Source organism: Barrientosiimonas humi, assembly GCF_006716095.1.
Taxonomy (GTDB): Bacteria; Actinomycetota; Actinomycetes; order Actinomycetales; family Dermatophilaceae; genus Barrientosiimonas; species Barrientosiimonas humi.
Map to the genome: position 1 here is coordinate 2600984 of NZ_VFOK01000001.1, position 26057 is coordinate 2627040.

At 72.4% G+C, this 26057-nt stretch carries 21 protein-coding genes and 1 tRNA gene; 14 read left to right on the top strand and 8 right to left on the bottom strand.

Features of this window, described 5'->3' with window-relative positions; genetic code table 11:
- Positions 1–278: 278 nt before the first annotated feature.
- The 3 genes from FB554_RS12210 to FB554_RS17625 all read right to left on the bottom strand — a co-directional run bounded on the left by FB554_RS12210 (position 279) and on the right by FB554_RS17625 (position 4228).
- Positions 279–1139 carry a TatD family hydrolase gene (locus FB554_RS12210; RefSeq protein ID WP_142006449.1) on the bottom strand — a complete coding sequence of 287 codons (861 nt, stop codon included), beginning with the start codon at positions 1137–1139 and terminating at the stop codon, positions 279–281.
- Positions 1136–3148, bottom strand: coding sequence for a methionine--tRNA ligase (metG, locus tag FB554_RS12215; RefSeq protein WP_142006451.1), 2013 nt, complete (start codon positions 3146–3148; stop codon positions 1136–1138). The genes FB554_RS12210 and metG overlap by 4 nt, the downstream gene beginning before the upstream one ends.
- A 177-nt stretch (positions 3149–3325) precedes the next feature.
- Positions 3326–4228 carry a polysaccharide deacetylase family protein gene (locus FB554_RS17625; protein ID WP_142006453.1) on the bottom strand — a complete coding sequence of 301 codons (903 nt, stop codon included), beginning with the start codon at positions 4226–4228 and terminating at the stop codon, positions 3326–3328.
- A 182-nt stretch (positions 4229–4410) separates the two neighbouring features.
- On the opposite strand from FB554_RS17625, the gene FB554_RS12225 reads away from it, so the two are divergent.
- The 9 genes from FB554_RS12225 to FB554_RS12265 all read left to right on the top strand — a co-directional run bounded on the left by FB554_RS12225 (position 4411) and on the right by FB554_RS12265 (position 16272).
- Entirely contained in the window at positions 4411–5013 is a 603-nt protein-coding gene (locus tag FB554_RS12225; RefSeq protein WP_142006455.1) for a DUF4126 domain-containing protein, read from the top strand.
- An 82-nt stretch (positions 5014–5095) separates the two neighbouring features.
- Entirely contained in the window at positions 5096–7981 is a 2886-nt protein-coding gene (locus tag FB554_RS12230) for a Na+/H+ antiporter subunit A (protein WP_142006457.1), read from the top strand.
- Positions 7978–8535 (top strand): Na(+)/H(+) antiporter subunit C, encoded by a 558-nt coding sequence (locus FB554_RS12235; protein WP_142006459.1) that lies wholly within the window; start codon positions 7978–7980, stop codon positions 8533–8535. The genes FB554_RS12230 and FB554_RS12235 overlap by 4 nt, the downstream gene beginning before the upstream one ends.
- Complete coding sequence (locus tag FB554_RS12240; RefSeq protein ID WP_142006461.1) at positions 8532–10082, top strand: Na+/H+ antiporter subunit D; 1551 nt, start codon at positions 8532–8534, stop codon at positions 10080–10082. Before FB554_RS12235 ends, FB554_RS12240 begins: the two co-directional genes overlap by 4 nt.
- Positions 10079–10603, top strand: coding sequence for a Na+/H+ antiporter subunit E (locus FB554_RS12245; protein ID WP_142006463.1), 525 nt, complete (start codon positions 10079–10081; stop codon positions 10601–10603). Before FB554_RS12240 ends, FB554_RS12245 begins: the two co-directional genes overlap by 4 nt.
- Positions 10600–11022 carry an MrpF/PhaF family protein gene (locus tag FB554_RS12250; RefSeq protein WP_142006465.1) on the top strand — a complete coding sequence of 141 codons (423 nt, stop codon included), beginning with the start codon at positions 10600–10602 and terminating at the stop codon, positions 11020–11022. The genes FB554_RS12245 and FB554_RS12250 overlap by 4 nt, the downstream gene beginning before the upstream one ends.
- Positions 11019–11360, top strand: coding sequence for a monovalent cation/H(+) antiporter subunit G (mnhG, locus tag FB554_RS12255; protein ID WP_142006467.1), 342 nt, complete (start codon positions 11019–11021; stop codon positions 11358–11360). The genes FB554_RS12250 and mnhG overlap by 4 nt, the downstream gene beginning before the upstream one ends.
- Positions 11361–11631: 271 nt before the next feature.
- The gene (locus FB554_RS12260; protein WP_142006469.1) at positions 11632–12951 is read left to right on the top strand and encodes a VOC family protein; all 1320 of its coding nucleotides are present in this window, start codon (positions 11632–11634) and stop codon (positions 12949–12951) included.
- A 1089-nt stretch (positions 12952–14040) separates the two neighbouring features.
- Positions 14041–16272 carry an HNH endonuclease signature motif containing protein gene (locus FB554_RS12265; protein ID WP_142006471.1) on the top strand — a complete coding sequence of 744 codons (2232 nt, stop codon included), beginning with the start codon at positions 14041–14043 and terminating at the stop codon, positions 16270–16272.
- A gap of 146 nt (positions 16273–16418) precedes the next feature.
- Here the strand turns inward: FB554_RS12265 and rsmI are convergent, their stop codons facing one another.
- Complete coding sequence (gene rsmI, locus FB554_RS12270) at positions 16419–17267, bottom strand: 16S rRNA (cytidine(1402)-2'-O)-methyltransferase (protein WP_142006473.1); 849 nt, start codon at positions 17265–17267, stop codon at positions 16419–16421.
- 105 nt (positions 17268–17372) lie between these two features.
- Here rsmI and FB554_RS12275 point away from each other — a divergent pair, with 105 nt between their 5' ends.
- Positions 17373–19046, top strand: a complete 1674-nt coding sequence (locus FB554_RS12275) for a dolichyl-phosphate-mannose--protein mannosyltransferase (protein ID WP_142006475.1) — start codon at positions 17373–17375, stop codon at positions 19044–19046.
- Between the two features lie 116 nt (positions 19047–19162).
- Here the strand turns inward: FB554_RS12275 and FB554_RS17820 are convergent, their stop codons facing one another.
- Positions 19163–20917: a PH domain-containing protein gene (locus tag FB554_RS17820; protein WP_142006477.1), complete on the bottom strand. Its 1755-nt coding sequence runs from the start codon at positions 20915–20917 to the stop codon at positions 19163–19165.
- Positions 20914–21396, bottom strand: coding sequence for a PH domain-containing protein (locus FB554_RS12285; RefSeq protein WP_142006479.1), 483 nt, complete (start codon positions 21394–21396; stop codon positions 20914–20916). The genes FB554_RS17820 and FB554_RS12285 overlap by 4 nt, the downstream gene beginning before the upstream one ends.
- Before the next feature lie 64 nt (positions 21397–21460).
- On the opposite strand from FB554_RS12285, the gene FB554_RS12290 reads away from it, so the two are divergent.
- A tRNA-Ala gene (locus FB554_RS12290) sits at positions 21461–21536 on the top strand.
- 134 nt (positions 21537–21670) lie between these two features.
- Entirely contained in the window at positions 21671–22423 is a 753-nt protein-coding gene (locus FB554_RS12295) for a hypothetical protein (protein ID WP_142006481.1), read from the top strand.
- A 66-nt stretch (positions 22424–22489) separates the two neighbouring features.
- Here FB554_RS12295 and FB554_RS12300 read toward each other — a convergent pair whose 3' ends face one another.
- Entirely contained in the window at positions 22490–22951 is a 462-nt protein-coding gene (locus FB554_RS12300; protein WP_142006483.1) for a hypothetical protein, read from the bottom strand.
- The gene (locus FB554_RS12305) at positions 22948–23895 is read right to left on the bottom strand and encodes a DMT family transporter (RefSeq protein WP_170206871.1); all 948 of its coding nucleotides are present in this window, start codon (positions 23893–23895) and stop codon (positions 22948–22950) included. Before FB554_RS12305 ends, FB554_RS12300 begins: the two co-directional genes overlap by 4 nt.
- Before the next feature lie 173 nt (positions 23896–24068).
- On the opposite strand from FB554_RS12305, the gene FB554_RS12310 reads away from it, so the two are divergent.
- Together FB554_RS12310 and FB554_RS12315 are read left to right on the top strand one after the other, a co-directional pair.
- A complete protein-coding gene (locus FB554_RS12310; RefSeq protein ID WP_211344597.1) occupies positions 24069–25607 on the top strand; it encodes a CehA/McbA family metallohydrolase domain-containing protein in 1539 nt (512 codons plus the stop codon).
- 81 nt (positions 25608–25688) lie between these two features.
- A complete protein-coding gene (locus FB554_RS12315) occupies positions 25689–26057 on the top strand; it encodes a UBP-type zinc finger domain-containing protein (protein WP_142006487.1) in 369 nt (122 codons plus the stop codon).

Here is a 26057-nt window from a genome sequence, read left to right on the forward strand (position 1 = left end):
ATCGATGTGCGGCGATGACGCGACGTCCCACGCCGCCCGAGGCGGCGCTCCCAGACCCGACAGTGGGCCGCGTCCGAGCGTCGACCGACCTCGGGGGGACCGCACTACCGTGACGGACCGTTCGCGAAAGGTCAAATTTCGGTAACGGTTGGGTGTGAGGGTTGCGTCACGTCGGGTTGCTGAGTGTGCACGACACGCCCACCGGACCGCGCCGGAAGGGGCACTTCGCGCACTCTCAGCGGGGGTGCCGGGTCCGCGCGGCCTGCTCGGCCGGCGCGTCAGGCCCAGGGGCCGTAGACGCGCTCGCTGGTGGCGGAGAGGTTCTCGCAGAGGGTGGGTACGTCCGTGTTCAGCACGGCGGCCATCGCGCGGACGGTGAGCGGCACCAGGTAGGGGGCGTTGGTGGCGCCGCGGTGCGGGCTGGGGGTGAGGTAGGGCGCGTCGGTCTCGACCAGCAGCTGGTCCAGCGGCACCACCGACAGGGCGTTGCGCAGCTCGCGGGCGTTCTTGAACGTCACCGTGCCGGCGAAGGAAAGCAGGTAGCCCCGGCGCACGCACTCGCGCGCCATCTCGATGTCGCCCGAGAAGCAGTGCAGCACCGTGTGCTCGGGCGCCCCCTCCTCGGCCAGGATGCGCAGCACGTCGTCGTGGCTGTCGCGGTCGTGGATCTGCAGCGCCTTGCCCAGCCGCTTCGCCAGGTCGATGTGCCAACGGAACGAGTCCTGTTGTGCCGCAACGCCTTCGGGGCCCGTGCGGAAGTAGTCGAGCCCCGTCTCCCCCACGACCCGCACCCGGGGGTGCTGCGCGATCCGCTCGATCTCGGCGCGCGCCGCGTCGGTCTCGCCGCGCTCGGCGAGCGCCGGGGCCTCGTTGGGGTGCAGCGCGACCCCGCCGAGCAGCTGCGGGTGCTCGTCGATGACCCGCTCGGTGAACCGGGCGCCGTCGAGGTCGCACCCGATCTGCACCATGCGGTCGACCCCGACCGCGCTCGCCTCGGCGATCGTCGCGGTCAGGTCGGGCAGCGGCCCGCCGTCGCGCGAGATGTCCAGGTGGGTGTGATTGTCGACCACCGGCAGCGGCAACCGGTCGGGCGCGGGCGGCCTGCCCCCGTGGTGACCGGTCTCGTGCCGCTTGCTCACGCCGGCGACACCTCGCCCTCGGGCGCCTCGCCGCCGCGCGCCCGCAGTCGCGCGCGCTCCTCCTCGACCTGCTCCGGCTCGATCTTCCCGAACGCCGGCCTCGGCTTGTCGATCGGCGTGCCCGGCGTCACCGCCACCCGGCCCCACGACGGGGTCTGGGTGTACTCGCCGGTGATGACGGCGTACGTCCGCCCGTCGTCGAGATCCTCGACCTCGTCGAGCCGCGGCATCGGCACGAATTCGCCTGTGCCACCGAGGATCTCGTGCACCCGGTTGGCCGCGTGCGGCAGGAACGGCGCGAGGATCGTGTTCAGGTCGCTCACGCACTGGAGGAGCGTGTGCAGCACCGTCTCCAGCCGCGCGCGCTGGTCGTCACCCTTGAGCTTGAACGGCTCGGTGTCGGAGACGTACTTGTTCACCTCGCCGACCAGCCGCATCGCCTCGGTCAGCGCGGCCTTCTGCCGGTGCTGCGCGATCAGCCCCCCGACCGTGCCGAAACCGCGCTCGACCGTCGCGAGCACCGCCTCGTCGACCGGCTCCAGCGCACCCGGCGCCGGGATCTCGCCGATGTTCTTGTGCACCATCGACGCCGTGCGGTTGACCAGGTTGCCCCAGCCCGCGACCAGCTCGGCGTTGTTGCGCTGGGCGAACTCCGGCCAGGTGAAGTTGGCGTCCTGGTTCTCCGGGCCCGCCGCCACGATGTAGTAGCGCAGCGCGTCGGCGCCGTAGCGGTCGATCACGTCGCGCACGTACAGCACGTGCCCGCGCGAGGTCGAGAACTGCGCGCCCTCGAGGTTGAGGAACTCCGAGGCGACCACCTGGGTCGGCAGCCGCAGATCGCCGTACGTCCCCGGCTCGCCCCCGCGCGCCCCGCGCCCGTCGTAGGCCAACAGCTCCGCCGGCCAGATCTGGGAGTGGAAGACGATGTTGTCCTTCCCCATGAAGTACGCATGGATGGCTCCTCCTTCGTCGGAGCTCTCCATGCGTACTTCCGATGTTTTTGGGGCTCCGCTCCTCCGCCCGGCGGCCCCGACTCCGTCGTGCCCGCCGGGCTCCGTCGCGGAGCCCGCGTCCGCCTGGGTGGTCGGCGAGCTCGCCCTGGCCGCATCAGGATTCGCGTCGCGCCCGCCGGGCTCCGTCGCGGAGCCGGTGTCCCACCACTCGCGCCACTTCTCCGGCTCGCCCAGGCGGCGGGCCCACTCGATCGACGCGGAGAGGTAGCCGATGACCGCGTCGAACCAGACGTAGAACCGCTTCGGCTGGTCGCGCCAGCCCTCGAGCGGGATCGGGATGCCCCAGTCGAGGTCGCGGGTCATCGCGCGCGGGCGGATCTCCTCGAGGATGTTCTTGGAGAACTTGATGACGTTGGGGCGCCACTCCCCGCTCGCCTCGCGCTCGTCGAGCCACTCCGTCAGCGCGTCGGCGAGCGCCGGCAGGTCGAGGAAGAAGTGCGTCGTGTCGACGAACTCCGGCGTCTCCCCGTTGATCTTGCTGCGCGGGTCGATCAGGTCGGTCGGGTCGAGCTGGTTGCCGCAGTTGTCGCACTGGTCACCGCGCGCGTCGGGGTAGCCGCAGATCGGGCAGGTGCCCTCGATGTAGCGGTCGGGCAGCGTGCGCCCGGTCGACGGGCTGATCGCACCGCGCGTGGTCTCCTCGACCATGTAGCCGTTGCGGTGGATCGTCGTGAACAGCTCCTGCACCACGGCGTAGTGGTTCGCCGTCGTGGTGCGGGTGTAGAGGTCGTACGAGCAGCCCAGGTCGGTCAGCTCGCGCGCGATGACCGGGTGGTTGAGGTCGACGAACTCGCGGGCGGTCATCCCCGCCGCGTCCGCCTGCACCAGGATCGCGGTGCCGTGCTCGTCGGACCCGGAGACCATGAGCACGTCGTGGCCCGCCATGCGCATGTAGCGGCTGTAGACGTCCGAGGGCACCCCGAACCCGGCGACGTGGCCGAGGTGGCGTGGCCCGTTGGCGTACGGCCAGGCGACAGCAGTGAGGACCTTGCTCATGGCTGGCAATCCTAGGAGCCACGAGGCAAGGCCCTCATCTGCGTATCAGCGCGGTCTCGATACGGCCTCCGCTAGCGCTCCGGCCTACTCGACCAGCGTGAGCGCTCCGGCCTGCTCGACCAGCGTGAGCGCTCCGGCCTGCTCGACCAGCGTGAGCGCCCCGGCCTGCTCGACCGGTCAGCAGCCGGGCAGCGTCGCGAACCGGAAGCCCTTGGCCTTCAGCTGCCCGATGGCGCTGTCGACGCCGGCCACGGTCTGCGAGCGGTTGCCGCCGGCGTCGTGCATCAGCACGATCGAGCCGTTGCGCGCGTTGGACACGATGCGCGAGGCGATGACCCCCGAGCCCGGCCGGCGCCAGTCGTTGGTGTCGATCGTCCACAGCATCGTCTTCTCGCCGCGCTTGGCCGCGAGGCTGCGGATGCGGGTGTTGGTCGCGCCGTACGGCGGCCGGAAGCAGCTGATCCCGTTCCCGAGCGCCCGGTCGGTGCGGTCGATCTGCGACAGCGCCGCCGAGTCGGACAGCCCCGTCATGTTCGGGTGGTTCCAGGAGTGGTTGCCCACCTGGTGCCCCTCGGAGTAGACCCGCTTCACCAGCGACGGGTTCGCCGCGGCGTTCTGCCCGAGCATGAAGAACGTCGCCTTCACGTTGTGCTTGCGCAGCACGGACAGCACCTGCGGGGTGTACGTCGGGTTCGGCCCGTCGTCGAACGTCAGGTAGATCGTTCCTGCGGATCCGCCGGTGCCGCCGGGGAACCCGCCGAGCGCCTTCCAGGTCAGCGGGCCGACCAGACCGTCGGGCTGCAGCCCCTTGCGCGACTGGAAGGCCTTCACCGCGGCCAGCGTCTGCTTGCCGAAGCTGCCGTCCTGGGTGATGCCGAGCCGCCGCTGCAACTCCTTCACCAGCGGTCCGGTGCTGCCGTAGCGCAGCACCACCACCGAGGTCGACGACGACAGCGTCTTCTGCCCCATCCCCAGCGCCTGCGCCGGCGCCCCGGTCGCGGTGACCGCGCCGATGCCGATCATCGCGGTCACCGCCGCGGCGACCCCGATCGAACGTCGCGAGAACTTCTTCGTGGCCATGACCACGTCCCCCTTCTGTGCGCATCGTCCCGCCGGTCCCCACCGGCGGGCCCGGCGCTCCCCTCGGCGCCGGATGTACGGGATAGATGCACCAGGACGCACGCGCGTTGCCGGGCGAGAGGATCCTCGCCTGTGGCACGGTGTGTTCCAGCTCGGGCGCTCGGGGCCCGCGAGGAGGTCACATGTTCGCCGCACTGACGGGGGCGGGGCTGTCGGCGGCAGCCGGGCTCAACGCCTACATCCCCTTCCTCATGGTCGCGCTGGTCGCCCGGTTCAGCGACGTCATCGTGCTGCCCTCGCAGTTCGCCTGGATCGAGTCGCCGTGGGCGATCGGCGGCGCGACGTTCCTGCTGCTCGCCGAGATGGTGCTCGACAAGATCCCCGCGATCGACTCGATGAACGACATGATCGGCACGGCCGTGCGCCCCACCGTCGGCGGCGTCGTCTTCGCCGCGACCCAGGCCGCCGACCAGCAGCTGGACCAGGCGAGCTGGATGCAGCAGTACCCCTGGGTCGGGGCCATCGGCGGGGTGATCATCGCCGGGATCGTGCACACCACCAAGGCCGCCACCCGCCCCGCCGTCAACGTCACGACGGCCGGCATGGGGGCGCCCGTGCTCTCCGGGGTGGAGGACGCCACCTCCCTCGGGATGAGCGTGCTCGCGATCTTCACACCCCTTCTGGTGATCATCGGCCTGATCGCGATGGGGGTCGGCATCTTCTGGCTCTGGCGGCGCATCGCGCGCTACCGCAAGCGGCGAAGGGCGACGGGCGCGTACGCCTGAGCCGGACCGTAGAATGTTCCACGAGCCCCCGCACGGCTCTCCCTCTTGACGCCGCCCGACCCCTGATTGGAGCCGAGCTCGCGTGATCGCGTTGCTGGTCGTCCACCTGGTAGCGGCCTGTGGCGCCCCCTGGCTCGTTCGCCGGCTGGGGACGCGAGCGTTCTGGCTCCTCGCGCTGCCACCGGCCGCGACCTTCGCGTGGGCGCTCGCCAAGAGCGGCGAGGTGCACGACGGCGTCAACCCGACCGAGCGCCTCACCTGGGTGCCCTCGCTCGGCATGGACCTCACCTTCCGGCTCGACACGCTCAGCTGGTTGCTCACCCTCGTGGTCGGCGGCGTCGGCGCGCTCGTGCTGGCCTACTGCGCCCGCTACTTCGACGACGCCAGCAAGGGGCTCGGGCGCTTCGCCGGGTCGCTCACCGCGTTCGCCGGGGCGATGCTCGGTCTGGTCACGACCGACAACCTCCTCGTGCTGTACGTGTTCTGGGAGGCCACGACCGTCCTGTCGTTCCTGCTGATCGGGCACCGCACCACCAGCCGCACCAGCCGCGCCGCGGCGATGCAGGCGCTCGTGGTCACCACCGCCGGCGGGCTGGCCATGCTCGTCGGGATCGTGATCATCGGTCAGGCCGCGGGGACGTACGCCATCAGCGGGGTCCTCGCGGCTCCGCCCACCGGCCTCGCGATCGACGTCGCGGTCGTCCTGGTGCTGGTCGGCGCGATCTCGAAGTCGGCGCTCGTGCCGTTCCACTTCTGGCTGCCCGGCGCGATGGCCGCGCCCACCCCGGTCAGCGCCTACCTGCACGCCGCCGCGATGGTCAAGGCCGGGATCTACCTGCTCGCCCGCCTGGCCCCCGCGTTCGCCGAGACCACCATGTGGCGCCCGACCGTGCTGGTCCTCGGCGGCGCCACGATGATCCACGGCGCGCTGCGCGCGCTGCGCCAGACCGACCTGAAGCTGGTGCTGGCGTACGGCACGGTCAGCCAGCTGGGCTTCCTCACCATGCTCGTCGGCACCGGCAGCCGGGCCGCCGCGCTCGCCGGCGTGGGCCTGCTGCTGTCGCACGCGCTGTTCAAGTCCTCGCTGTTCCTCACCGTCGGCACCATCGACCACGCCACCGGCACCCGCGACCTGCGCGAGCTCAGCGGCGTCGGCAAGCAGGCGCCCGTGCTCATGGCCGGCGCGGTGGTCGCCGGGATGAGCATGGCCGGCCTGCCCCCGATGCTCGGCTTCTTCGGCAAGGAGGCCGCGCTCGGCGCGTTCCTGCTCGGGCCGCAGGACGGGCAGGGGCCGCTCGGCTCGACCACCGCCGAGATCGCGGTGCTCGCGGTGATCGTGCTCGGGTCGGCGCTGACCGTCGCCTACACCGCGCGCTTCCTGTGGGGCGCCTTCGCGACCGTGCCCAGCCGCCCGCGCACCGAGGTGAAGCCGCAGGGCGCGGTGCTCGTGGGCATCCCGGCCCTGCTGGGCTTCCTGGGTCTCGCCTTCGGCCTGGTCGCCACCTGGCTCGCGCCCTACCTCCAGCCGTACGTCGACGCCTGGCCGGCGACCCTGACCACCGTCCACCTCGGCGGCTGGCACGGGTTCAGCCTCGCGCTGCTGCTGTCGGTCACCTCGTGGGCGCTCGGTGCCGCGCTGTTCGCGGCGCGCACCTGGGTCGAGGCCACCCAGCAGCGGGCGCCGCACGTGCCCAGCGCGCAGCAGGCGTACCGCTTCGTCATGGGGCAGCTGGACCGCGCGTCGCTGGAGATCACCGGTGCGCTGCAGCGCGGCTCGCTGCCGATGACGCTCGGGCTGATCATCACGATCCTGGTGCTCGTGCCCGGCGGCATCCTGCTGTTCGGCGGGGTCACCTGGCCCGACCAGATCCGCCTGGTCGACACCCCGGCCCAGCTGGCCGTCGCGCTGGTGCTGATCCCCGCGGCGTTCGCCGCCACCCGCGCGCGGCGCCGCATGCGCGCGGTGCTGCTCGTCGGCGTCACCGGCTACGGCACGGCCCTGCTCTTCCTGCTGCACGGCGCGCCCGACCTGGCGCTCACCCAGACGCTCGTCGAGACCGTGTCGCTGGTCGTGTTCATCCTGGTGCTGCGCCGGTTCACCGGGCGCTTCCCCGACGACGCGCCCCGGTTCGTACGTCGGTGGCGGGCGCTGCTCGGCACCCTCGCCGGACTGACCATGGCCGGCCTGGCGCTCACCGCCGCGACCGTGCGCAGCACCGCGCCGGCCGGGCAGGGGCTCTACGAGAGCGCCAAGGAGTTCGGCGGCGGCAACAACATCGTCAACGTGATCCTGGTCGACACCCGCGCCTGGGACACCATGGGCGAGCTGTCGGTCGTGCTCGTCGCGGCCACGGGCGTCGCGTCGCTGATCTTCGTCAACAGCGGCAACGTCGACCAGGCGCTGATGGTCATCCGCGACACGCTGCAGCGCCGCTCGGTGCGCCAGTCGCCGGTGCGCCTCGACGGCTCGCAGCGCTGGCTCAGCTCCAGCGTGCGGCCCGACCGCCGCTCGACGATCTTCGAGGTCGTCACCCGGCTGATCTTCCACGTGATGATGATCTGGTCGCTCTACCTGCTCTTCTCCGGGCACAACCACCCCGGCGGCGGCTTCGCGGCCGGGCTGATGGCCGGCCTCGCCCTGGCCGTGCGCTACCTCGCCGGGTCGCGCCGTGAGCTGATGGCCGCCGCGCCCGTCATGCCCGGTCTGCTGATGGGCGTCGGCCTGTTCCTGTCGGCCGGGTTCGGCCTGGCGTCGATGCTGTTCGGCGGCGCGCCGCTGCAGAGCTGGGTCTTCGACCTCGACGTGCCGCTGCTCGGTGCCGTGCACCTGGTCACCTCGGTGATCTTCGACGTCGGCGTCTACCTCGTCGTCATCGGGCTGATGCTCGACCTGCTGCGCAGCCTCGGGGCGCGCATCGACCTGCAGATCGAGGCCGGCCAGTCGGTCCAGCGGGAGGAGTCACGATGAGCGCCACCTTCCTGCTCGTGATCGTCTGCGGCGTGATGTTCGGCTGCGGCGTCTACCTGCTGCTGGCCCGGTCGGTCGTGCGCGCGCTGCTGGGCTTCCTGCTCATGAGCAACGGCGTGAACCTCATGTTCATGATCGCCAGCGGCCCCGCCGGCCGCGCGCCGATCCTCGGCGACTCCGACCCCGCCGAGCAGTCCGACCCGGTGCCGCAGGCGATGGTGCTGACCGCCATCGTCATCGGCCTGTGCCTCACGGCGTTCATGCTCGCGCTCGCCCACCGCGCCTGGCAGGTCTCGCGCACCGACGTGCTCGCCGACGACGCCGAGACCGCGCGCATCGGCCAGCTGGCGCTGGAGAACGACATGTCCGCCAGCGACTTCCACGACGAGTCCCAGCACGACGAGCTCGAGGACGACGCGCTCGCCCGCACCACCGACGACGACAGCGTCGACGACGCTGACGAGGCGCACGAGGCGCACGACAGCGACGGCGACGGGCCGAGCCACGGCCCGCACGGCCCGGCCGCGCCCACGCCGGGAGGTGACGAGCGATGAACGGGGCGGTGCTCGTACCCCTTCCCGTCCTGCTGCCCCTCGTCGGCGCCGGCGTCACGCTCGCCGCGGCCCGGCACACGCTGGTGCAGCGAGGAGTCAGCCTCACCGTGCTCATCAGCAACCTGGTGATCAGCGCGATGCTGCTCGGCGCGGCCGACCGGGGCGGCCCGCAGGTCGTGCAGTCCGGCGGCTGGGGCCCGACCGAGGGCATCTCGCTGGTCGTCGACCGGCTGTCGGCGCTGATGCTGATCGTCTCGTCGGTCGTGATCCTCGGCGTGCTGCTGTACTCCATCGGCCAGGGCCGGTCCTCGTTCGACACCGAGGACGACGGCGAGGCGCCGCTGCCGATCTTCCACCCGACGCTGCTGGTGCTCGCCGCCGGCGTGAGCACGACGTTCATCTCCGGCGACCTGTTCCACATGTACGTCGGCTTCGAGATGCTCCTCGCCGCGAGCTTCGTGCTGCTCACCCTCGGTGGCACCGCCGAGCGGGTGCGCGCGGGCATCAGCTATGCGTACGTCTCGCTGCTGTCGTCGCTGCTGTTCCTCGCCTCGATCGCGTTCGCGTACGCCGCCACGGGCACGGTCAACCTGGCGCTGCTGTCCGAGCGCATCCCCGACCTGCCCGAGGGCACCCGACTGGCGCTGCACGCGAGCCTGATCCTGGCGTTCTGCATCAAGGCGGCCGTCTTCCCGATGTCGGGCTGGCTGCCGGACTCCTACCCCACCGCGCCCGCGCCGGTCACCGCCGTGTTCGCCGGGCTGCTCACCAAGGTCGGCATCTACGCGATCATCCGCACCAACACGCTGCTGTTCACCGACGGGCGGCTCAACACCGTGCTGCTGTGGGCGGCCCTGCTCACGATGCTCGTCGGCATCCTCGGGGCGATCGCGCAGGACGACATCAAGCGGATGCTCTCCTTCACGCTCGTCAGCCACATCGGCTACATGGTGTTCGGGATCGGCGTCGGCTCGGTCGCGGGATACTCCGCCGCGATCTTCTACGTCATCCACCACATCGCGATCCAGACGACGCTGTTCCTCGTGACCGGTCTGATCGAGCGGTACGGCGGGTCCACCTCGCTGGCCAGGCTCGGCGGGCTCGGCGCGGCGGCCCCGCTGCTCGGCATCCTGTACTTCATCCCCGCCCTCAACCTGGCCGGGATCCCGCCGTTCTCCGGGTTCATCGGCAAGGTCGGGCTGATGCAGGCCGGTGCCGACCTCGGCACCCCGCTGGCCTACCTGCTGATCGCTGGCGCGGCCGCGACGTCGCTGCTCACGCTGTACCCCATGAGCCGGGTCTGGACCCGCGCGTTCTGGCGCAGCGAGCCCGAGGAGGTGGCCGCCCACCACGCCGCCGCCGAGCAGGGCTCGGACAAGCCGCTGTCCATCGGCGTCGTCGCGCCGACCATGGGCCTGGTCATCATCGGGTGCCTGATCACCGTGGTCGCCGGGCCGCTGTTCGCGATCACCGACCGGGCGGCCACCGACCTCGTCTCGACCGTGCCGTACGTCGGTGCCGTGCTCAGTCAGCAGGCGACGCCATGATCCGCGAACGCATCCACCTGGTGCCCCTGGCCACCCTCACGCTGGTGTGGGTGATGCTCTGGGGCAACCTGTCCTGGGCCAACGTGCTGGGCGGGATGGCGCTGGGATCGCTGGTGCTGCTGGCCTTCCCGCTCCCCCGGCTCGTCACCGGCGTGCGGGTACGGCCGTGGCCGCTCGTCGTGCTCGTCGCGCAGTTCACGGTGCACCTGGTGCGCGCCAGCGTGCAGGTCGCCTGGCAGGCCGTCACCCGCGGCCGCTCCACCAGCGGTGTGCTGGTGTCGGTGCAGCTGCGCTGCGCCAACGAGTTCCTGCAGACGCTCACCGCCGAGATGGTGGCGCTCGTGCCCGGCACGGTCGTGATCGACCTCGACACGAGCGAGCGGACCCTGCTGGTGCACGCGCTCGACGTGCACGACGCGGGTGGCGCCGAGGACGTACGTCGGACGATCCTCGCCCAGGAGACGCGGGTGCTGAACGCGCTCGCCGAGGACCCCAGCTGCGGCCAGGAGGTGCGCGCATGAGTGGCTTCGAGGAGGGTGTGCTGTGGGTGATCGGCACGATCCTCGTGCTGTCGGCGCTGCTCACCCTGGTGCGCATCGTGCGCGGGCCGAGCGTGCTCGACCGGGTCGTGGCCTCGGACGTACTGGTCTCGATCATCGTGTGCGTGCTGGCCGTCGAGGCCGCCGCGACCGACCACAGCACGACGCTGCCCATCCTGATCTCGCTGTCGCTGGTCGGGTTCACCGGCTCGGTCGCCGTGGCCCGGTTCGTCGCACGCGACCGGGACGTCCCGATGGGACCTGGGCAGCCGCCCGCCGGGGTGGATGCGTCCGGGCAGGTGGACATGCCGGGGCAGGCTGCGTCGGGCGCGGCGGGCGCGCCGGGGCGAGGTAGGTCGGACGAGCCCGGCGAGGACGTACGGCGGGGAGGGGCGTCATGAGCTGGACCGCGATCTTCGACGGGGTCGGCCTGCTGATGCTGCTCGCCGGGGCGCTGCTGTGCCTGGCCGCGTCGATCGGGCTGCTGACCTTCCCCGACCTGCTCAGTCGGATGCACGCGGGCACGAAGCCGCAGGTGCTCGGCGTCCTGCTGGTGCTGCTCGGGCTCGCGCTGCGGCTGCGGGACCCGCTGAGCATCGGAATGATCATCCTGATCAGCCTGTTCCAGCTGCTCACGATCCCGGTGGGCAGTCACATGGTCGGCCGCGCCGCCTACCGCACCGGTCAGACCGAGCCGCTCGAGATCGACGCGTCGAAGCGGGACGACGAGACCGGTTGACGCGGGCCGCGCAGGCTGGATCACGGTGGTCGAGTAGCCGGAACCACGCTGGTCGAGTAGCGGCGAGGTACGAGCCGCGTATCGAGACCACGCCCCGCGCCGCTGGATCACGCTGGTCGAGTAGCGGCGAGGGACGAGCCGCGTATCGAGACCACGCCCCGCGCCGCTGGATCACGCTGGTCGAGTAGCGGCGAGGTACGAGCCGCGTATCGAGACCCCCTGTTGTCCGATCAGGTCGGACAGGCATCCCGCGACCCATACCGTTCCCGGTATGGCGCACCCCTTGCCGGACTGGCGCGGCGTTGACGGATCACGGTCGGCCTGGTTCGACGCACCGTCGCTGGGCGCGGGCGCCGACCTCGTCGGGCGACTGCTCGACCTGGACGGGCTGGTCTCGGTCGACGTGCGTACGACGGGGGTGCGGGTCCGGTTCGCGGCTGCGGCACCCAACAGGGCGCTGGACGCTGCGTCGGCGGCCGCGCGGGAGCTGGGGCTGGCGTCCCGACCATCCCTGCTGCAGCAGCTGAGCGTCGTGATCGAGAGCGCCGACCCCGAGTCGGTGCGGCCGTTCTGGCAGCGCGCGCTCGACTACGCGCCGGCCGCGGGCGGTGACCTGGCGGACCCGCTGAGCCGCGACCCCGCGGTGCGGATCAGGCCGTCGCCCGAGCTGCGGCCGTTGCGGAACCGCGTCCACCTCGACGTGGTCCGCCCGCCCGACCAGATCGACCGAGCAGGACTCGGGGAGGCGACGGGGGCGTACGGCGTGCGGCACAGCGACCGCGACGGCAACGAGGTCGATCTGGTGCCGGGCGAGCAGCTCGGTGACCTGGGCGCGGCGGACGGGCCGGAGCGCGCGGACGGGTCGGACGGTTCGGGCGGGTCGGGCGAGGCGGCCGAGCCAGGCGACCCGGGCGGGCCGGACGACATAGGTGGGCCGGACGACGTGGCCAGGGTGAGCGGGACCACCGACTGGCAGGTCGTGTTCAGCGCGATGGCGTGCTACCGCGTGCGGTCCACCGCGCAGCAGCGTGACCTGATGACCGCCGCGGCCGCGCTGGCCGGCGAGGCGGGATTCCCGCTGCTGATCGACGTACGCCACTGCCTGGTCGTCCTCGACAGCGGCAAGGACCAGTGGCTCGGCGACGCGCACGGGCTCGCCGTCGACTTCACCGCGCTGGCCGGAGCGCTGCAACGGGCCGCCCGTGCGATCGGCGCCACGCCGGAGCCGGGGTTGGCGCGGTTCGTCCAGGTGTTCTTCGACGCCGCGGACGTGGGGGCGGTGCGCGGCTTCTGGGCGGCGGCGCTGGGGTACGTCCCCGACCGCCGGCCCGAGGTCACCGATATCCACGACCCGCGGCGGCTGACGCCGGAGCTGGTGTTCCAGCAGCTCGACGTGTCGGACGCAGCCCGGCGGCGGCAGCGCAACCGCCTCCACCTCGAGCTCGCCCTGCCGTCAGACGTCGCCGCGCGGCGGGTGGACGAGACGCAGACCGCCGGTGGCCGGCTGCTGGAGACGTCGCAGGAGCGTTGGCGCCTCTGTGACCCGGAGGGCAACGAGCTCGTGGTCCGGGCGGACTCGCCGGTCGAGTAGCTATGCGCATGAGTTGTGTATCGAGACCCCTCGCTCCGCGCAGCAGATCCATGATGGTCGAGTAGCGGCGAGGTACGAGCCGCGTATCGAGACCCCTCGCTCGCCCAGTGTCCGGTCTCTGCGGAGCCCGCCCCTGCCGCCGCACGATCGGGTGTCTGATCCATTCGGACACATCCTGGGGCTGAGCCTCATGAGGACGATTCCCCGTGCGCCAGGTGCAGCTCGTGGTCCGCCTGAGACGGACACCCCTAACCGCCGAGCCTGGGTCGCTGGTCGTTGATCGGGGTGACTTGGGCCCGCCCGCCTACCGACGCTGTCCGCCCTGTCCGGGCACGGCCGCTGACCCTGCAACGGTCCGCTCCCTGGGTACCCGCGCACTGAGCGCTGTCTGCTCCGCCCGGACAGCCACCGCCGGCCAACCGTCCACAGCGGCGCCGGGCACCCTGGCGCCGGGCGTCCCGACTTGTCCGATCCAGGCGGACACGCCGTGACCGGTGCCCAGCAGCTCATAAGCCATCTCGGCACCCACGCACCGACGTTGTCTGCCCTATGCGGACAAGCCGGGTAGTCAGCGGCCGCCGGGTTGCCCCTGCGCACCCTGTCCGATCTATCCGGACAAGACCCGCCAACCCTCCTGTCGGCGCCGAGCCCCTGACGCCGGCAGTCCCACGCGGTCCGATCTACACGGACAAGCCCCCGGTCGCCGGGCCGCCCCACGCGCCCCGGTCTCCAGGCCCCCTGGCGCCCGCGCATCGACGTCGCCCGCCCCGTTCGGACAGGCCGGCTGGTCGCTGTCCGCCGCGCCCGTGGCCCTGTGTCCGATCTATCCGGACAAGCCCCACCTCCCTATGCGACGCCGCGCACCGTGTCCGACCTACCCGGACAAACGCCGACCGGCGGCCCATGTCGACTGGGGTCGGCGCGACGAGGTGCGGAGGGCGTACTCCGGACTGGCTCGACCGGTCCGAGCCGACAGCCGCGCCAGCACTGGGATCGAGAGGCCTGTCAGTGGCGACCCCTATGGTTCGAACAAACGTCGGAACGAGCCGCAGTCAGGCGGATCGGACCGCGACCAGGGGGAGGATCCAGATGACAGCTCGAACCAGCGCACGGCACGGGCCGGACGAAGACGGTCGGAGTGACGAGGAGCGGCACGACACCCCCGCGTCTGGCGAGGGGTGCGACCTCGTCTCGCTGCTCGCCACCTTGCCGGAGCACGTCGCCGACTGGCTGATCGAGACGATCGAGGCGGTCGCCGTCGACCCGGCCGGTCCGGCGTCGGTCGGCACCAGCCGGCTCACCGGTCCGACGACCGTCGTGGCCGGCGGGCCCGACCCGGTCGACGACCCAGCCCTCGCACGCGCGGTGGCGGGCGACCTGATCCGGGCGGCGCGGGGCATCCAGGCATGGGCCGAGTCGGCCGAGATCGAGGGCGTACGGCGGCTGCTGGCGGCAGTCGAGGCCGACCACAACCTCGACCTTGGCCAGCACGATCCCCCGTCAAGACGCACGACCCGCTGCGGCCTGGCGCGCACCGCCGTGGCCACCGAGCTGCAGGTGCTCACCGGACTGCCCCTGACACAGTGCCGTGACCGCGTCGCGCTCGCGTCCGCGCCGGAGTCCCGAGCCGGCTACCTCCGCGCGCGGATCGCGAGCGGCACGACGTCGATCTACCGCGCGACCACGGTCCTGAAGGAGACCGAGCATCTCGACCCGTTCACCGCCGACGAGATCGCGCGGCGCGCGCTGCGGCCGATCGACGGGAAGGCCACCAAGTCCTCCGACCCGCAGGCCGGTGGTCACCGCAGCTTCCCGCGGTACGCCCCCGCCCCCGCCGCGGACCAGTCACCGCCGGGCGGGGTCGGCTCGGACGGCGCCCAGCCTGTCCCCCGATCGCCCGGTGCTGGGCCTCCGGCTGAGGTGCCCGCGGACGGCGCTACCAGGAGCCGGTCGTCTGGCGCAGCCCCGGAGGCCGGCGCGGCGGGAACGGCGACGGATGCCGACGTGGCGGGTCAGTGCCTGGCAGGAGACGGTCGGGCGGGCGACGTTGCTCCCCCTGCTATCGACGAACCCGGCCTTGCCGCCACGTCCGGCCTGGGCTCCGGGACGGGGCCTCTCGGTCAGTTCCCGGGCGCCGAGCCCGACGGCCAGCCCGTCGCAACCGAGCCCGTCGCGACCGAGCCCGACGGTCAGCACCCCGCGACCGAGCCCAGCGGTCAGCTCCCCGGGATGGCGTCGGACAGCCTGCTCGCCGGCACCGGGCCGCTCCTGCATTGCGGTCCGCAGCCCGACAGCCACGAGATCGCCCGCGTGCCAGACGGATTCGCGTCCGAGACCGCTGCCCTGATCGAGCTGGGCAACGTCTCGCAGCAGACGTTCCGACGTCGGCTCGCCCGCGACATCGGGTCGGCGGCGTCTCCCGAGGTCGACGCCGAACGGGTCCGCGCCCGGGCGCGCGCCGGACGTGAGCTGCATGCCGAACCCGCCGACCACGGCATGGCCCGCCTCGATCTCTCCGCCGAGGCTGATCGCGTGTTCGCCGCGCACGAGCGCATCGACCGGCTGGCCCGCAAGGCTCGTGCCGAGGGTGATCCGCGCAACCTGGCCCAGCTGCGCAGCGACGTCGCGACCGACCTGCTCGTCCACGGCACCGTGCCCGACGACCAGCTGCTCGGCGACGCGCCGCCGGGTCGGGTCCATGTGGTGGTGTGCCTCTCCACGCTGCTCGGTCTGGACCAGCTCCCCGCCGAGATCCCCGGGTCCGGGCTGCTGACGGCCGCCCAGGCGCGGCGGGTCGCCCTGCGAGCGGGATCGACCTGGCGGCGGATCGTCACCGACTCGACGACCGGGGCCGCGATCGACAGCAGCCGCACCTACCGGCCGACCCAGGCGATGCGCGAGCACGTGCTGGCCCGTGACCGCACGTGCCGGGCGCCCGGCTGCGAGATCGTCGGGACCGGGGTCGACCTCGACCACGTGCGTGAGTGGTGCCGCGACGCGCGACGTCCCGCGGACGGGGCCACCCATCCGGACAACCTCGTCCTCCTGCACCGCGGCCACCACAACCCCAAGACCCGCCGCTGGTGGAAGGTCCAGCCCGGCGCGTCCGGGACGCTCCGTTGGAAGACGCTCACCGGGCGGGAGATCACGACCCGTCCCGGGAGCTACCGAGACCTCACCGAACGTGCTGCCGGGGAGGACGTGTCCTTCCTGGAGGCGCGCGGCGCGCGGCGCCTGGAGGAACTCGGTAACCCCCGACCCCTCACCCCTGAGGAAGCCGCGCTGCACGATCACCTGGCCGAAGGCCGGAGGCCGAGGTGATGCGCGGCCGGGGTCTGGATGCGCGCTCCGCACCACTCGACCAGCCTGAGCGCGGCGCGGGTCTCGACACGCGCTGCGCACGCTCCGCACCACCCGGCCCGCCCGAGCGCGCGACCGCGCGGCTGAACCAGCGCGAGCGCAGCGGCCTAGTCCGAGGGGTTCGGGGCCGAGCGGGCCTCGAGGGCGGCGGCATAGAGCTGCTTCGCGGGTACGCCCGTCGCGGCCGAGACCTCGCGCGTCGCGTCCTTGAGCCGGGTGCCGTCCGCGACACGGCCCAGCACCTGCTGCAGCGCGGCGTCCGGGTCGGCCGCGCGGCGCGTGGCACCCGAGACCACGACGGTGATCTCTCCGCGGACCCCCTCACCCGCCCAGTCGGCGAGCTCGGCGAGGCCGCCCCGGCGTACCTCCTCGTAGGTCTTGGTCAGCTCGCGGCAGACCGCCGCAGGCCGCTCCGGCCCGAACGCCTCGGCCATCGCGGCAAGAGTGTCGGCGAGACGGTGCGGCGACTCGAAGAAGACCATCGTCCGGCGCTCGTCGGCGAGCTCGGCCAGCGCGCGGGTCCGCTCCCCGGCCTTGCGCGGCGGGAAGCCCTCGAAGCAGAACCGGTCGACCGGCAGCCCGGAGACCGCGAGCGCCGCCAGCACCGCGCTCGGCCCGGGGATGCAGGTGAGCGGCTGGTCGGCCTCGACGCACGCGGCGACCAACCGATAACCGGGGTCGCTGACCGACGGCATGCCGGCGTCGGTGACGAGCAGCACCTGTTCGCCTGACGCGATCCGCCGCACGAGATCCGCCGTGCGCGACGCCTCGTTGTGCTCGTGATAACTCAGCACCTGACCGCGCGGGACGACCCCGAGCGCGTCGCACAACCGACGCAGCCGGCGGGTGTCCTCGGCGGCCACCACGTCCGCGTCGGCGAGCGCACGCACCAGCCGGGGCGGGGCGTCGTGACTGTCGCCGATGGGGGTCGCGGCGAGGATGAGCTGTCCGGCCATGCGGGACAGCGTACGAATGTCGCCGCCGGAGGCTCAGCACCCTCGACTACCCTCCGACGAGGCAGCGCCGACGACCGATGCGAGACGACCAAGGGGGACCCATCCGTGCCAGCCACGCTCGACCGGTCCGACGCGCAGCCGTCGCCGACCTCGCCCGCGGGTGAGAGCGACACCGAGACCCGGCTGCTCCGCCGACTCCTCGGACGACCCCGCTCGGCCAAGGAGAAGCTGTGGGCCTGGCTCGGCCCGGCGATCATCACGGTCATCGGCGGCGTGCTGCGGCTGTGGGACGTCGGCCGGCCGCACCAGCTGATCTTCGACGAGACCTACTACGTCAAGCAGGGCTGGTCGACCGTCCAGAACGGCTACGAGCTGCGCATCCCCGAGGGGTACGAAGGCGCCGACGCCGACAAGCTGTTCACGAACAACGCCTGGCCACAGGCGTACGGCACCGACGCCGACATGGTCGTGCACCCGCCGGTCGGCAAGTGGCTGATCGGCTGGGGCGAGCAGCTGTTCGGCATCAATGACTCGTTCGGCTGGCGGTTCGCCGTCGCAATCTGCGGCACGCTGACGATCTTCCTGGTCGGCCGCGCCGCCTGGCACCTGTTCCGCTCGGCGCTGCTCGCCAACGTCGCGGCGCTGCTGATCGCGGTCGAGGGGATGTCGTTCGTCCACTCCCGCGTCGGCATCCTCGACGGGATCCTCGCCTTCTGGGTCGTGGCGGCGTTCGTCGCGCTGCTCGCCGACCGCGACTGGGCCCGGCGACGGCTCGCCGCCAAGGTCGCCGCCGCCAAGGACTCCGGTCAGTTCGTCGGCGCGATGCAGCTCGGTGGTCCCTGGCTCGGGCTGCGGCCGTGGCGCTGGGTCGCCGGCATCTGCCTCGGCCTCGCGATCGGCACCAAGTGGTCCGGCGGCTTCTTCCTCGTCGCGTTCGGGCTGATGTCGGTCTGGTGGGACCTCGGCGCGCGGCGCGCGGTGGGCGTACGCCGGTACTACTCCGCCACGTTCGTCAAGGACGCCCTCCCCGCCCTGGTGTCGATGGTCGTGACCTCCGTCGTCGTCTACGTCGCCAGCTGGTGGGGCTGGTTCCGCAGCACCGCCGGGTACCAGCGCGACTGGGGCGCGCAGAACCCGGCCGTCAAGGACACCGGTCTGCAACCGGACAGCTCGCTGTTCGCGTGGCTGCCCGACTCGCTGCGGTCGCTGTGGAAATACCACCTCGACATGTTCAACTCGGCGGCCAGCATCACCTCGCCGCACACGTACGAGTCGAACCCCTGGTCGTGGATGATCCAGGCCCGCCCGGTGCTGTTCTTCGCCGAGTACCCCAAGCGGGGCGAGGAGGGCTGCGGCAGCAACGAGTGCGCCAAGATCATCACCTCGCTCGGCAACGTCTCGATCTGGTGGGTCGCCACCGTCGGCATCGCGGTGCTGCTGTTCATGTGGCTGCTGCGGCGCGACTGGCGGGCCGGCGCGATCCTTGCGGGCCTGGCGGCGGGGTGGCTGCCCTGGTTCGCCTACCAGGAGCGCACGATCTTCACGTTCTACGCCGTCGTCATGGCGCCGTTCGCCGTGCTGATCGTGACCTACCTGTGCGGCATGGCCCTCGGCTCCGAACGAGCATCGGCCGTCCGCAGACGCGTGGGCGCGATCGCCGTCGGCGCCTACGTGACCGTCGCCGTGGCGTTCTTCATCTTCTGGTGGCCGATCTACACCGCCCAGGTGGTCCCGCGCGGCTTCTGGGCGATGCACAACTGGTTCCCCAGCTGGATCTAGGTCTTTCTGCTCCGGCTCCTCCTCCGGCAGCCCGTCGCAAGCTCCGGCCTGCCGGCATCGTCGCCGAAGCGTGCCTGCCGGCGCGGTCGCGGTTGGCACGCCTCACTGGCGGAACCCTAGGCAGACACGGATTCCGTGAGGAGCGGCTGCACGTGCGGGGGCAGCAGCTCCGCGGCCAGCTCGACGGCGCGAGGCTCGGCGACGTCGTAGACGTCGTAGACCTCGTCGCCCGCCGCGGTCGCGACGACGAGCGTGGCGAGGCCCGCGCGCCGCTGGAAGAACGACTCGCGCACGGTCACCGCGACCACCCCGCGCCGCTCGACGACCTCGGTGTCGCGGCTGACGCTGCCGTTGCGAGTGACCAGGAACCGCTCGGTGAGCGCGTGGCCGAGGCTGCGCGCCCGGTCGTATGCCAACCACGGCGTGGCGAGCAGCGGCACCAGCCCGACGAGCCCCAGCCACGGCGCCCACCAGAACGTCAGCGCCACCGCCACCGCCGCGATGAGCACCCCGCTGCTCAGCGCCCGGGTCCAGCGGCGGCGGGTCGCGGCGGGGCCGTGCGGCTGCAACGGGTGGTCGAGCACGCCCGGCGTCTGCAGTACGTCGTCGGTCACCCGCCGCACGACCGCCACCGGGGCGGGCGGCACGAGCATCCCGCCGGACTCGCTGTCGCTGGCGAGCCCGGTCGTGATCGCCGCGAGCGTGGCGCCGCGCGCGGGCCGCATCGGCAGCGTCTCCTTCATGGTGACGCCGCGCAGCCGCTCCTCCTCGATCGTCGTCGCGCGGGTGGTGAACAGGCCGCGCGAGACGTGCAGCGTGCCGCCGCGCACGCTGCGGGTGACGCGGAAGTTCCAGAACATCAGGACGTACCCGAGCACGCTCAGCAGCAGCACGCCGAGCAGTGCCACCAGCACGAGGCTCGCGACCAGCCCGACGATGCCGATCTGGGCGGCGATGTCCTCAGCGCGCTGCTCTGCGCTGCCGCTGACCTCCTCGAACCCGGCCCGCTCGAGGATCTGCCACCCGACGCCGAGGATCGCGGCAGCGCTGATCAGCCCCGTCGAGGTGAGCATGGCGTAGCGGATCCAGCCCGGCTCGAGGCGGACGATCTCCTGCTCCGGCTCGTCGAGGTCGAGCTCGACCCCGGCCCCCGGGCCGATCCCGGCCTCAACCCCAGAACCCACCCGGACCCCAGCCCCAGCGCCGGAAGCCGTTGCGCCGTCGAAGGATTCGACGCCCCCTGAACCTCCCGCACCCGCCGCGCGACCCGCACCCGCCGCGCGCCGCCGGTGGATCAGCTCCTCGCGCAGCGCGGTCGCGCGATGGGCGGACAGCCCGTCGAGCGTGAGGTCGCTGGAGTCGGCGCCCGTGCCGATCTTCACCTCCGCCAGGCCGAGCAGCCGGTGCATCGGTGACGCGGTGACGTCGACGGTGCGCACCCGCGCCGTGGGCGAGGTGATGACCTTGCGGCTGATCAGGCCGGTGCGCAGCTGCACCTGGTCGGGGGTGAAGCGGTACCGCGTCGTGAACCAGCGCAGCACGCCCAGCAGCACGGCACCGACGACCGCGACGAGCCCGAACCACCACGGCTCGCCGTCGCCGGAGGTCGTCCCCGCGATCGCGATGCCGAGGAACGCCGGCAGGAACCGGATCAGCTCGCGCACCGGGTGGATGAGCAGCATCCGGGTGTCGAGCCGGCGCCACCCGTCCGCATCGGCCCCGGGAGAGCCGGCGTCGACCGGCGAGCCGCCACCGGCGTACGTCGGGGGCGGGCTGTCGTCCGTCGCACCACCGGCCGACGTACGCCCACCCTCCCGTGGCGCACGCGTCGACCCGTGCGGCGTGGGCCAGGGGCCGGGCTGCTCGCTCACGTCGCGTCGTCCCGGGACTGCTCGGTGACCACGGTGAGGTGCTCGACCAGCTCGTCGGCGACGGAGGCGTCGAGGCAGTCGATCGTCATCGTGCCGGCCGACGACGCGGTGGTGACCGACACGCTGGACAGGCCGAAGACGCGCTGCAGCCCGCTGCGCGAGGTGTCGACGGTCTGCACCCGCGAGATCGGCGCGACGCGCCGCGCGGTGGAGATCCAGCCGGACTGGGTGTAGACCGCCGTGGGCGTGACCTCCCAGCGGTGGATGCGATAGCGGATCGGCGGCTGCACCAGCACCCCGACGACCAGCCCGACGACCGACAGACCGAGCGCCGTCCACCGCCACCAGGGCGTGTCGTCGATGAAGATCACGAGCGCCAGCTGGATCGCGATGACCGTCAACCAGCCGAGCCCCGACGACAGCGCCCAGTACGGCTTCGCCCGCGGGGACACACGATTCGCGGGTTCGCGCAGCTGCATGCGCCGACCCTCTCACGTCGATTCGGACGCGGCGCGGCCCGGTGTTATGGTTGCTCTCGCTTCTGGGGCTGTGGCGCAGTTGGTAGCGCGTCTCGTTCGCAATGAGAAGGTCAGGGGTTCGAATCCCCTCAGCTCCACCACCGGACCCGCCGGGTGATCGCCGACCGCGACACCCGGCGGGTCTTTTGTCGTCATGCTGGTGGCACGCCCGCCGGGCGGCCGCCACGCGGGAAGCCGCCCGCCCAGCAGCCGCGGGCCCGATCGAGAGGCGCCGATGAGCGACTGGCTTCCCGACACGCCGCCACCCCGGGGTTCGGAGCCCTGCACTCCCGCCGACGTGGGCGCCACCCCCGAGCTCGACGGCATGCGCTGGTCGCGGCGGGTGCTGCTGCTCGCCCTGACCCTCCTGTCGTACGTCCTGCTCGCCTTCGTCATGCTGCGCTCCGACTGGCTGAACTGGCTGTGGAGCCCCGGGTTCCTGCTCGCGCCCGTCGGCATCGTCTGGCTCGGGCTGATGCTCGTGAGCCTGCTGCAGGTGAGTCACCGGTGGAAGGCGTGGGTCCCCGGAGCGCTCCTGATCCTGACCCCGCTGACGCCGGGGCTCTTTGCCTTCTCCGCCCTGGGGCTGTACGCCGACGCCGGCATGAAGCAGGTCAGCGCCCGGGTGACCGAGAACCTGCCGTCGTCCTCGCGCATCGCCGACGATCCGGTGCGGGTCGACTACGGCGACGAGACCGGCGTCGCCTACTGGCGGTCGTACGACACCGGGCGGACATGGAATCCGCGGAGTGGTGTCCCCGGCCCTGGCGCAGACGTCACCGTGCTGCGCGACCCGCGCGGCCTGCTGCCGCCGCTGGCCGGCGCCGAGCGCTGGACCATGTCGGTTCCGGCGAGTCTCGTGGGCCTCGCGGTCAGCCTGGCGCCACTGGCGGTGATCGGCGTCTCCGCCCTGACCCGCAAGAAGTCGGTCATCACGGCCGTCGGCGAGGACCGCTGGCCGCCCCGGCGCGGCACCGACGACGGCTGACCGGCGCCGGCCATCGCTGACCGCCGCCGCGGCGGCCACCGCACCTCGCTCGCGCCGCCTCCCCGCTCACAGCACGAAGACCCCCGCGACCGCGAGCAGCACCGCGAACAACCCGACGAACGACGGGACCCCCGCCCACCACGCGATGCGCCGCCCCAGCTGCTTGTCGGCGCCGGCCTGCTCGAGGTCGGCGCGCCAGTAGGTGTAGGCGCTGAACTGCATCGGTGCCGTGGCCAGCATGAACGGCGCGTACGCCAGCAGCGCCGGGACGTGCACCAGCAGCCCCCACCGTTCGTCGCCGAGCTGCGCGCCCAGCTCCTGGCTCACCGCCACGAGCAGGACGTACGCCAGCAGCACCCCGGCCGACACGAGCAGCGAGCGCGGGCCGGCCGACCGGCCCCACCGCCGCGCGCGTCGCACCCACCACGCCGCTAGCCGGTCGTCGAAGTCGTACCGGGCCCCGACGAAGACCGACCAGGCGAACGCGACGCCGAGCACGAGGGCGGCGCCCCACCATCCGCTGATCACCGGCCCCTCCGGCGCGGCCGTCGACGCGTCACGGTCGCCAACGCCACGGCGACCACCGTGATCACGATGCCCGCCCACTGCGCCGGTGTCGGTCGCTCGTGCAGCGCGACCATGCCGAGCGCCACCGCGCCGAGCGGCTGCAGCAGCATCACCGCCGCCGCGCGCCCGGCGGGAAGCCGGACCAGGCCGTACCCGATCAGCACGAACGACACCGCCTGCCCCAGCACCGCGACCATCGTGAGCAGCACCCACGCCCGCGCGGACAGCGCCAGGTCGATGCCCCCGGCCACGTCGCCCAGGCCGGCGACGGCGCCGATGCCGAGCGCGGCCACGCAGGTCGTCGTGCCGACGGGGGTGAACAGCATCCGGCGGTCGAGGGCGCTCGCGGGCCGGTTGAGGAAGAGGAACGCGGCGTAGCAGACCCCGGCCGCGACCCCGAGCAGCGCTCCGCGCACCGGGTTCGAGGCAGCGGCGTCGGCGTCGACCACCCCGCCGGTGAGCGCGAGCCCGACGAACATCAGCGGCAGCACCACGAGGAACCGCGTCGGCACCGGCTCCTTCTGGAAGAGCCACGCGAGGAACGGGAAGACCACCACCTGCACGCCGATCAGCACCGTCGCGATGCCGGCGCCGATGTCGACGATGCTCTGGGTCCACATCAGGTAGTCCGCCCCGAGGAACACCCCGCCGCCCGCGCTGAGCACGAGCATCCGCCGCGGCGGCAGCCCGAACCGTCGCCACTCCACCGCGAGCAGCGGCGCGAAGACCACCAGCGCGAGCGCGCACCGCAGGAACGCCGCGGTGCCGGCGGTCGCCCCGGACAGCTTGATCAGTGCCGAGGAGGACCCCACGAAGAGGCACCCGAGGATCAGCGCCGCCATGGCGTACGACGGCTCGGGCGCCGGCGACGGCGTGCCGGTGAGCGGTCGGGCGCGTGCGGTCATGCCCTCCATGCTGGGGGTGACCACCGACGAGGCGGCGACCGGGCCCAGCTGCGACACGGTCGCAGTAGGCGCCTGCTGTTCGACCGATCGCCGCCTCGCCGACGCCGCGGTCGCAGGGTTGGCTCCGTTGGATGGTGGCGCCCCCAGCCAGCCACGCGTCAGGAGCCGCAGCCATGGGCCACCACCACGACCACGAGCACGACCACCCGCACGACAGCTGGGACGCGATGGACCCGGCCGACCCGGAAGCCGTCGTGCCCTCGCGCCGCCAGCTGCTGAAGTACGGCGGGGTCGGCGCCACCCTCGCCGCGGCCCCCGCGGTGCTCGCCACACCCGCCGCGTCCGCGAAGGGCAACGGCAAGGGCCCGTCTGGTCGCACCGGCGGTCGCTCCTGGCGCGCCGGCGACCACCACATCCACTCGGAGTACTCCGGCCGGTTCGACACCAGCACCAACCCGCCGACGTTCGCCAAGGGCGCCGACGCGGTCTACCCGATCGTCACCAACGCGATCATGGCCAAGAGCTTCGGCCTGCAGTGGGTGATGTGCACCGACCACGGCGGCCCGACCCACTCCAAGGTCAACCTCGAGCTGGCCTACCCCGACCTGCTGAAGTCGCGCGACCTGGTGCCGGAGGTCCTGCAGTTCTGGGGCATGGAGTTCGACGCGCCCCAGATGGACCACCACACGCTGATGATCCCGCGCCGGTCCGACGAGGCCCAGCTGCTGTACGACCTGGAGTCGCGCTACGCGAAGTACGACGCCTTCCCGACCGACCCGAGCCGCGACACCGAGGCCAAGATGGTCGAGTTCCTGCGCTACACCCAGGGCATGTCCGCCAAGCCGCTGGTGATCGCCCACCACGCGTCGCGCTCGGCGAAGGGCCTCGGCGTGTGGGGCCAGGACACCCCGGGCGAGTTCCGCAACAACCAGGACGCCGCCCCCGACGTCTACATCGGTTTCGAGGGCGCCCCGGGCCACCAGGCCGGGCCGCTGGTCAACGAGGCGCGCGGGTCGTACGGCAACTACCCCACGCACGGCGGCTACGACCAGATGACCGCGGTCGTCGGCGGCCTGTGGGACAGCCTTCTCGGCGAGGGCCGCAAGTGGTGGATCACCGCGACGTCGGACTCGCACGTGCACTGGACCCGCGGCGGCTCCGACTTCTGGCCGGGCGAGTACTCCAAGACCTACGTCAACGCCCGCCAGGACTACGCCGACATCATGGACGGGCTGCGCAACGGCCGGATCTTCGTCACGACCGGTGACCTGATCGACGGCCTCGACTTCTCGGCCGCCAGCGCCGGGCGCGCCGCCACCGTGGGCCAGACGGTCCAGGTCAAGCGCGGCCGCGGCGGCGACGTGACCGTCGAGGTGCGCTTCACCCCGCGCACGACGCCCAACGGCAACGGCGACCGCCCCGTGGTCAACCGCGTCGACATCATCACCGGCGAGGTCACCGGCCCGGTGTCCGACCGCGAGGCCGCGAAGAACCCGACCACCAAGGTCGTCGCGCGCTACGGCAAGAGCGACTTCCGCCGCCAGGGCAAGCAGTACGTCATCCGCCACACCCTGCGCGACGTCACCACCAAGGGCTACATCCGGGTGCGTGGCACGAGCACCGACGAGATGGAGCCGGCCGCCGACGGGCAGGAGTCGCCCTGGGGCGACCTGTGGTTCTACTCCAACCCGATCTTCGTCGACGTGTCCTGACGAGCGTTCGGGTCACGATGCTGGGCGGCGCCTCGCGCCGCCCAGCATCTTTGTCCTCCGACCGCGGGTAGCGTCGAGCCCATGACCTCCACCGGCAACGACGCCACCCCCGAGATCGACCCCGCCGCCGCCCCGAGCGGCGAGGGGTGCCAGGAGTGCCTCGCCACCGCCGACGGCTGGTGGGTGCACCTGCGCCGCTGCGCCGCCTGCGGCCACGTCGGCTGCTGCGACACCTCCCCGAGTCAGCACGCGACGCACCACTACGAGGCGACCGGCCACCCGATCATCGCCAGCTTCGAGCCGGGCGAGGACTGGTTCTTCGACTTCCGCGATGGTGCCGTCGGCACCGGCCCGGAGCTCGCGCCGCCCACGAGTCACCCTGAGGCGCAAGGGGTTCCGGCCCCGGCCGATCGCGTCCCCCGGGACTGGATGAGCAAGATCCACGGCTGA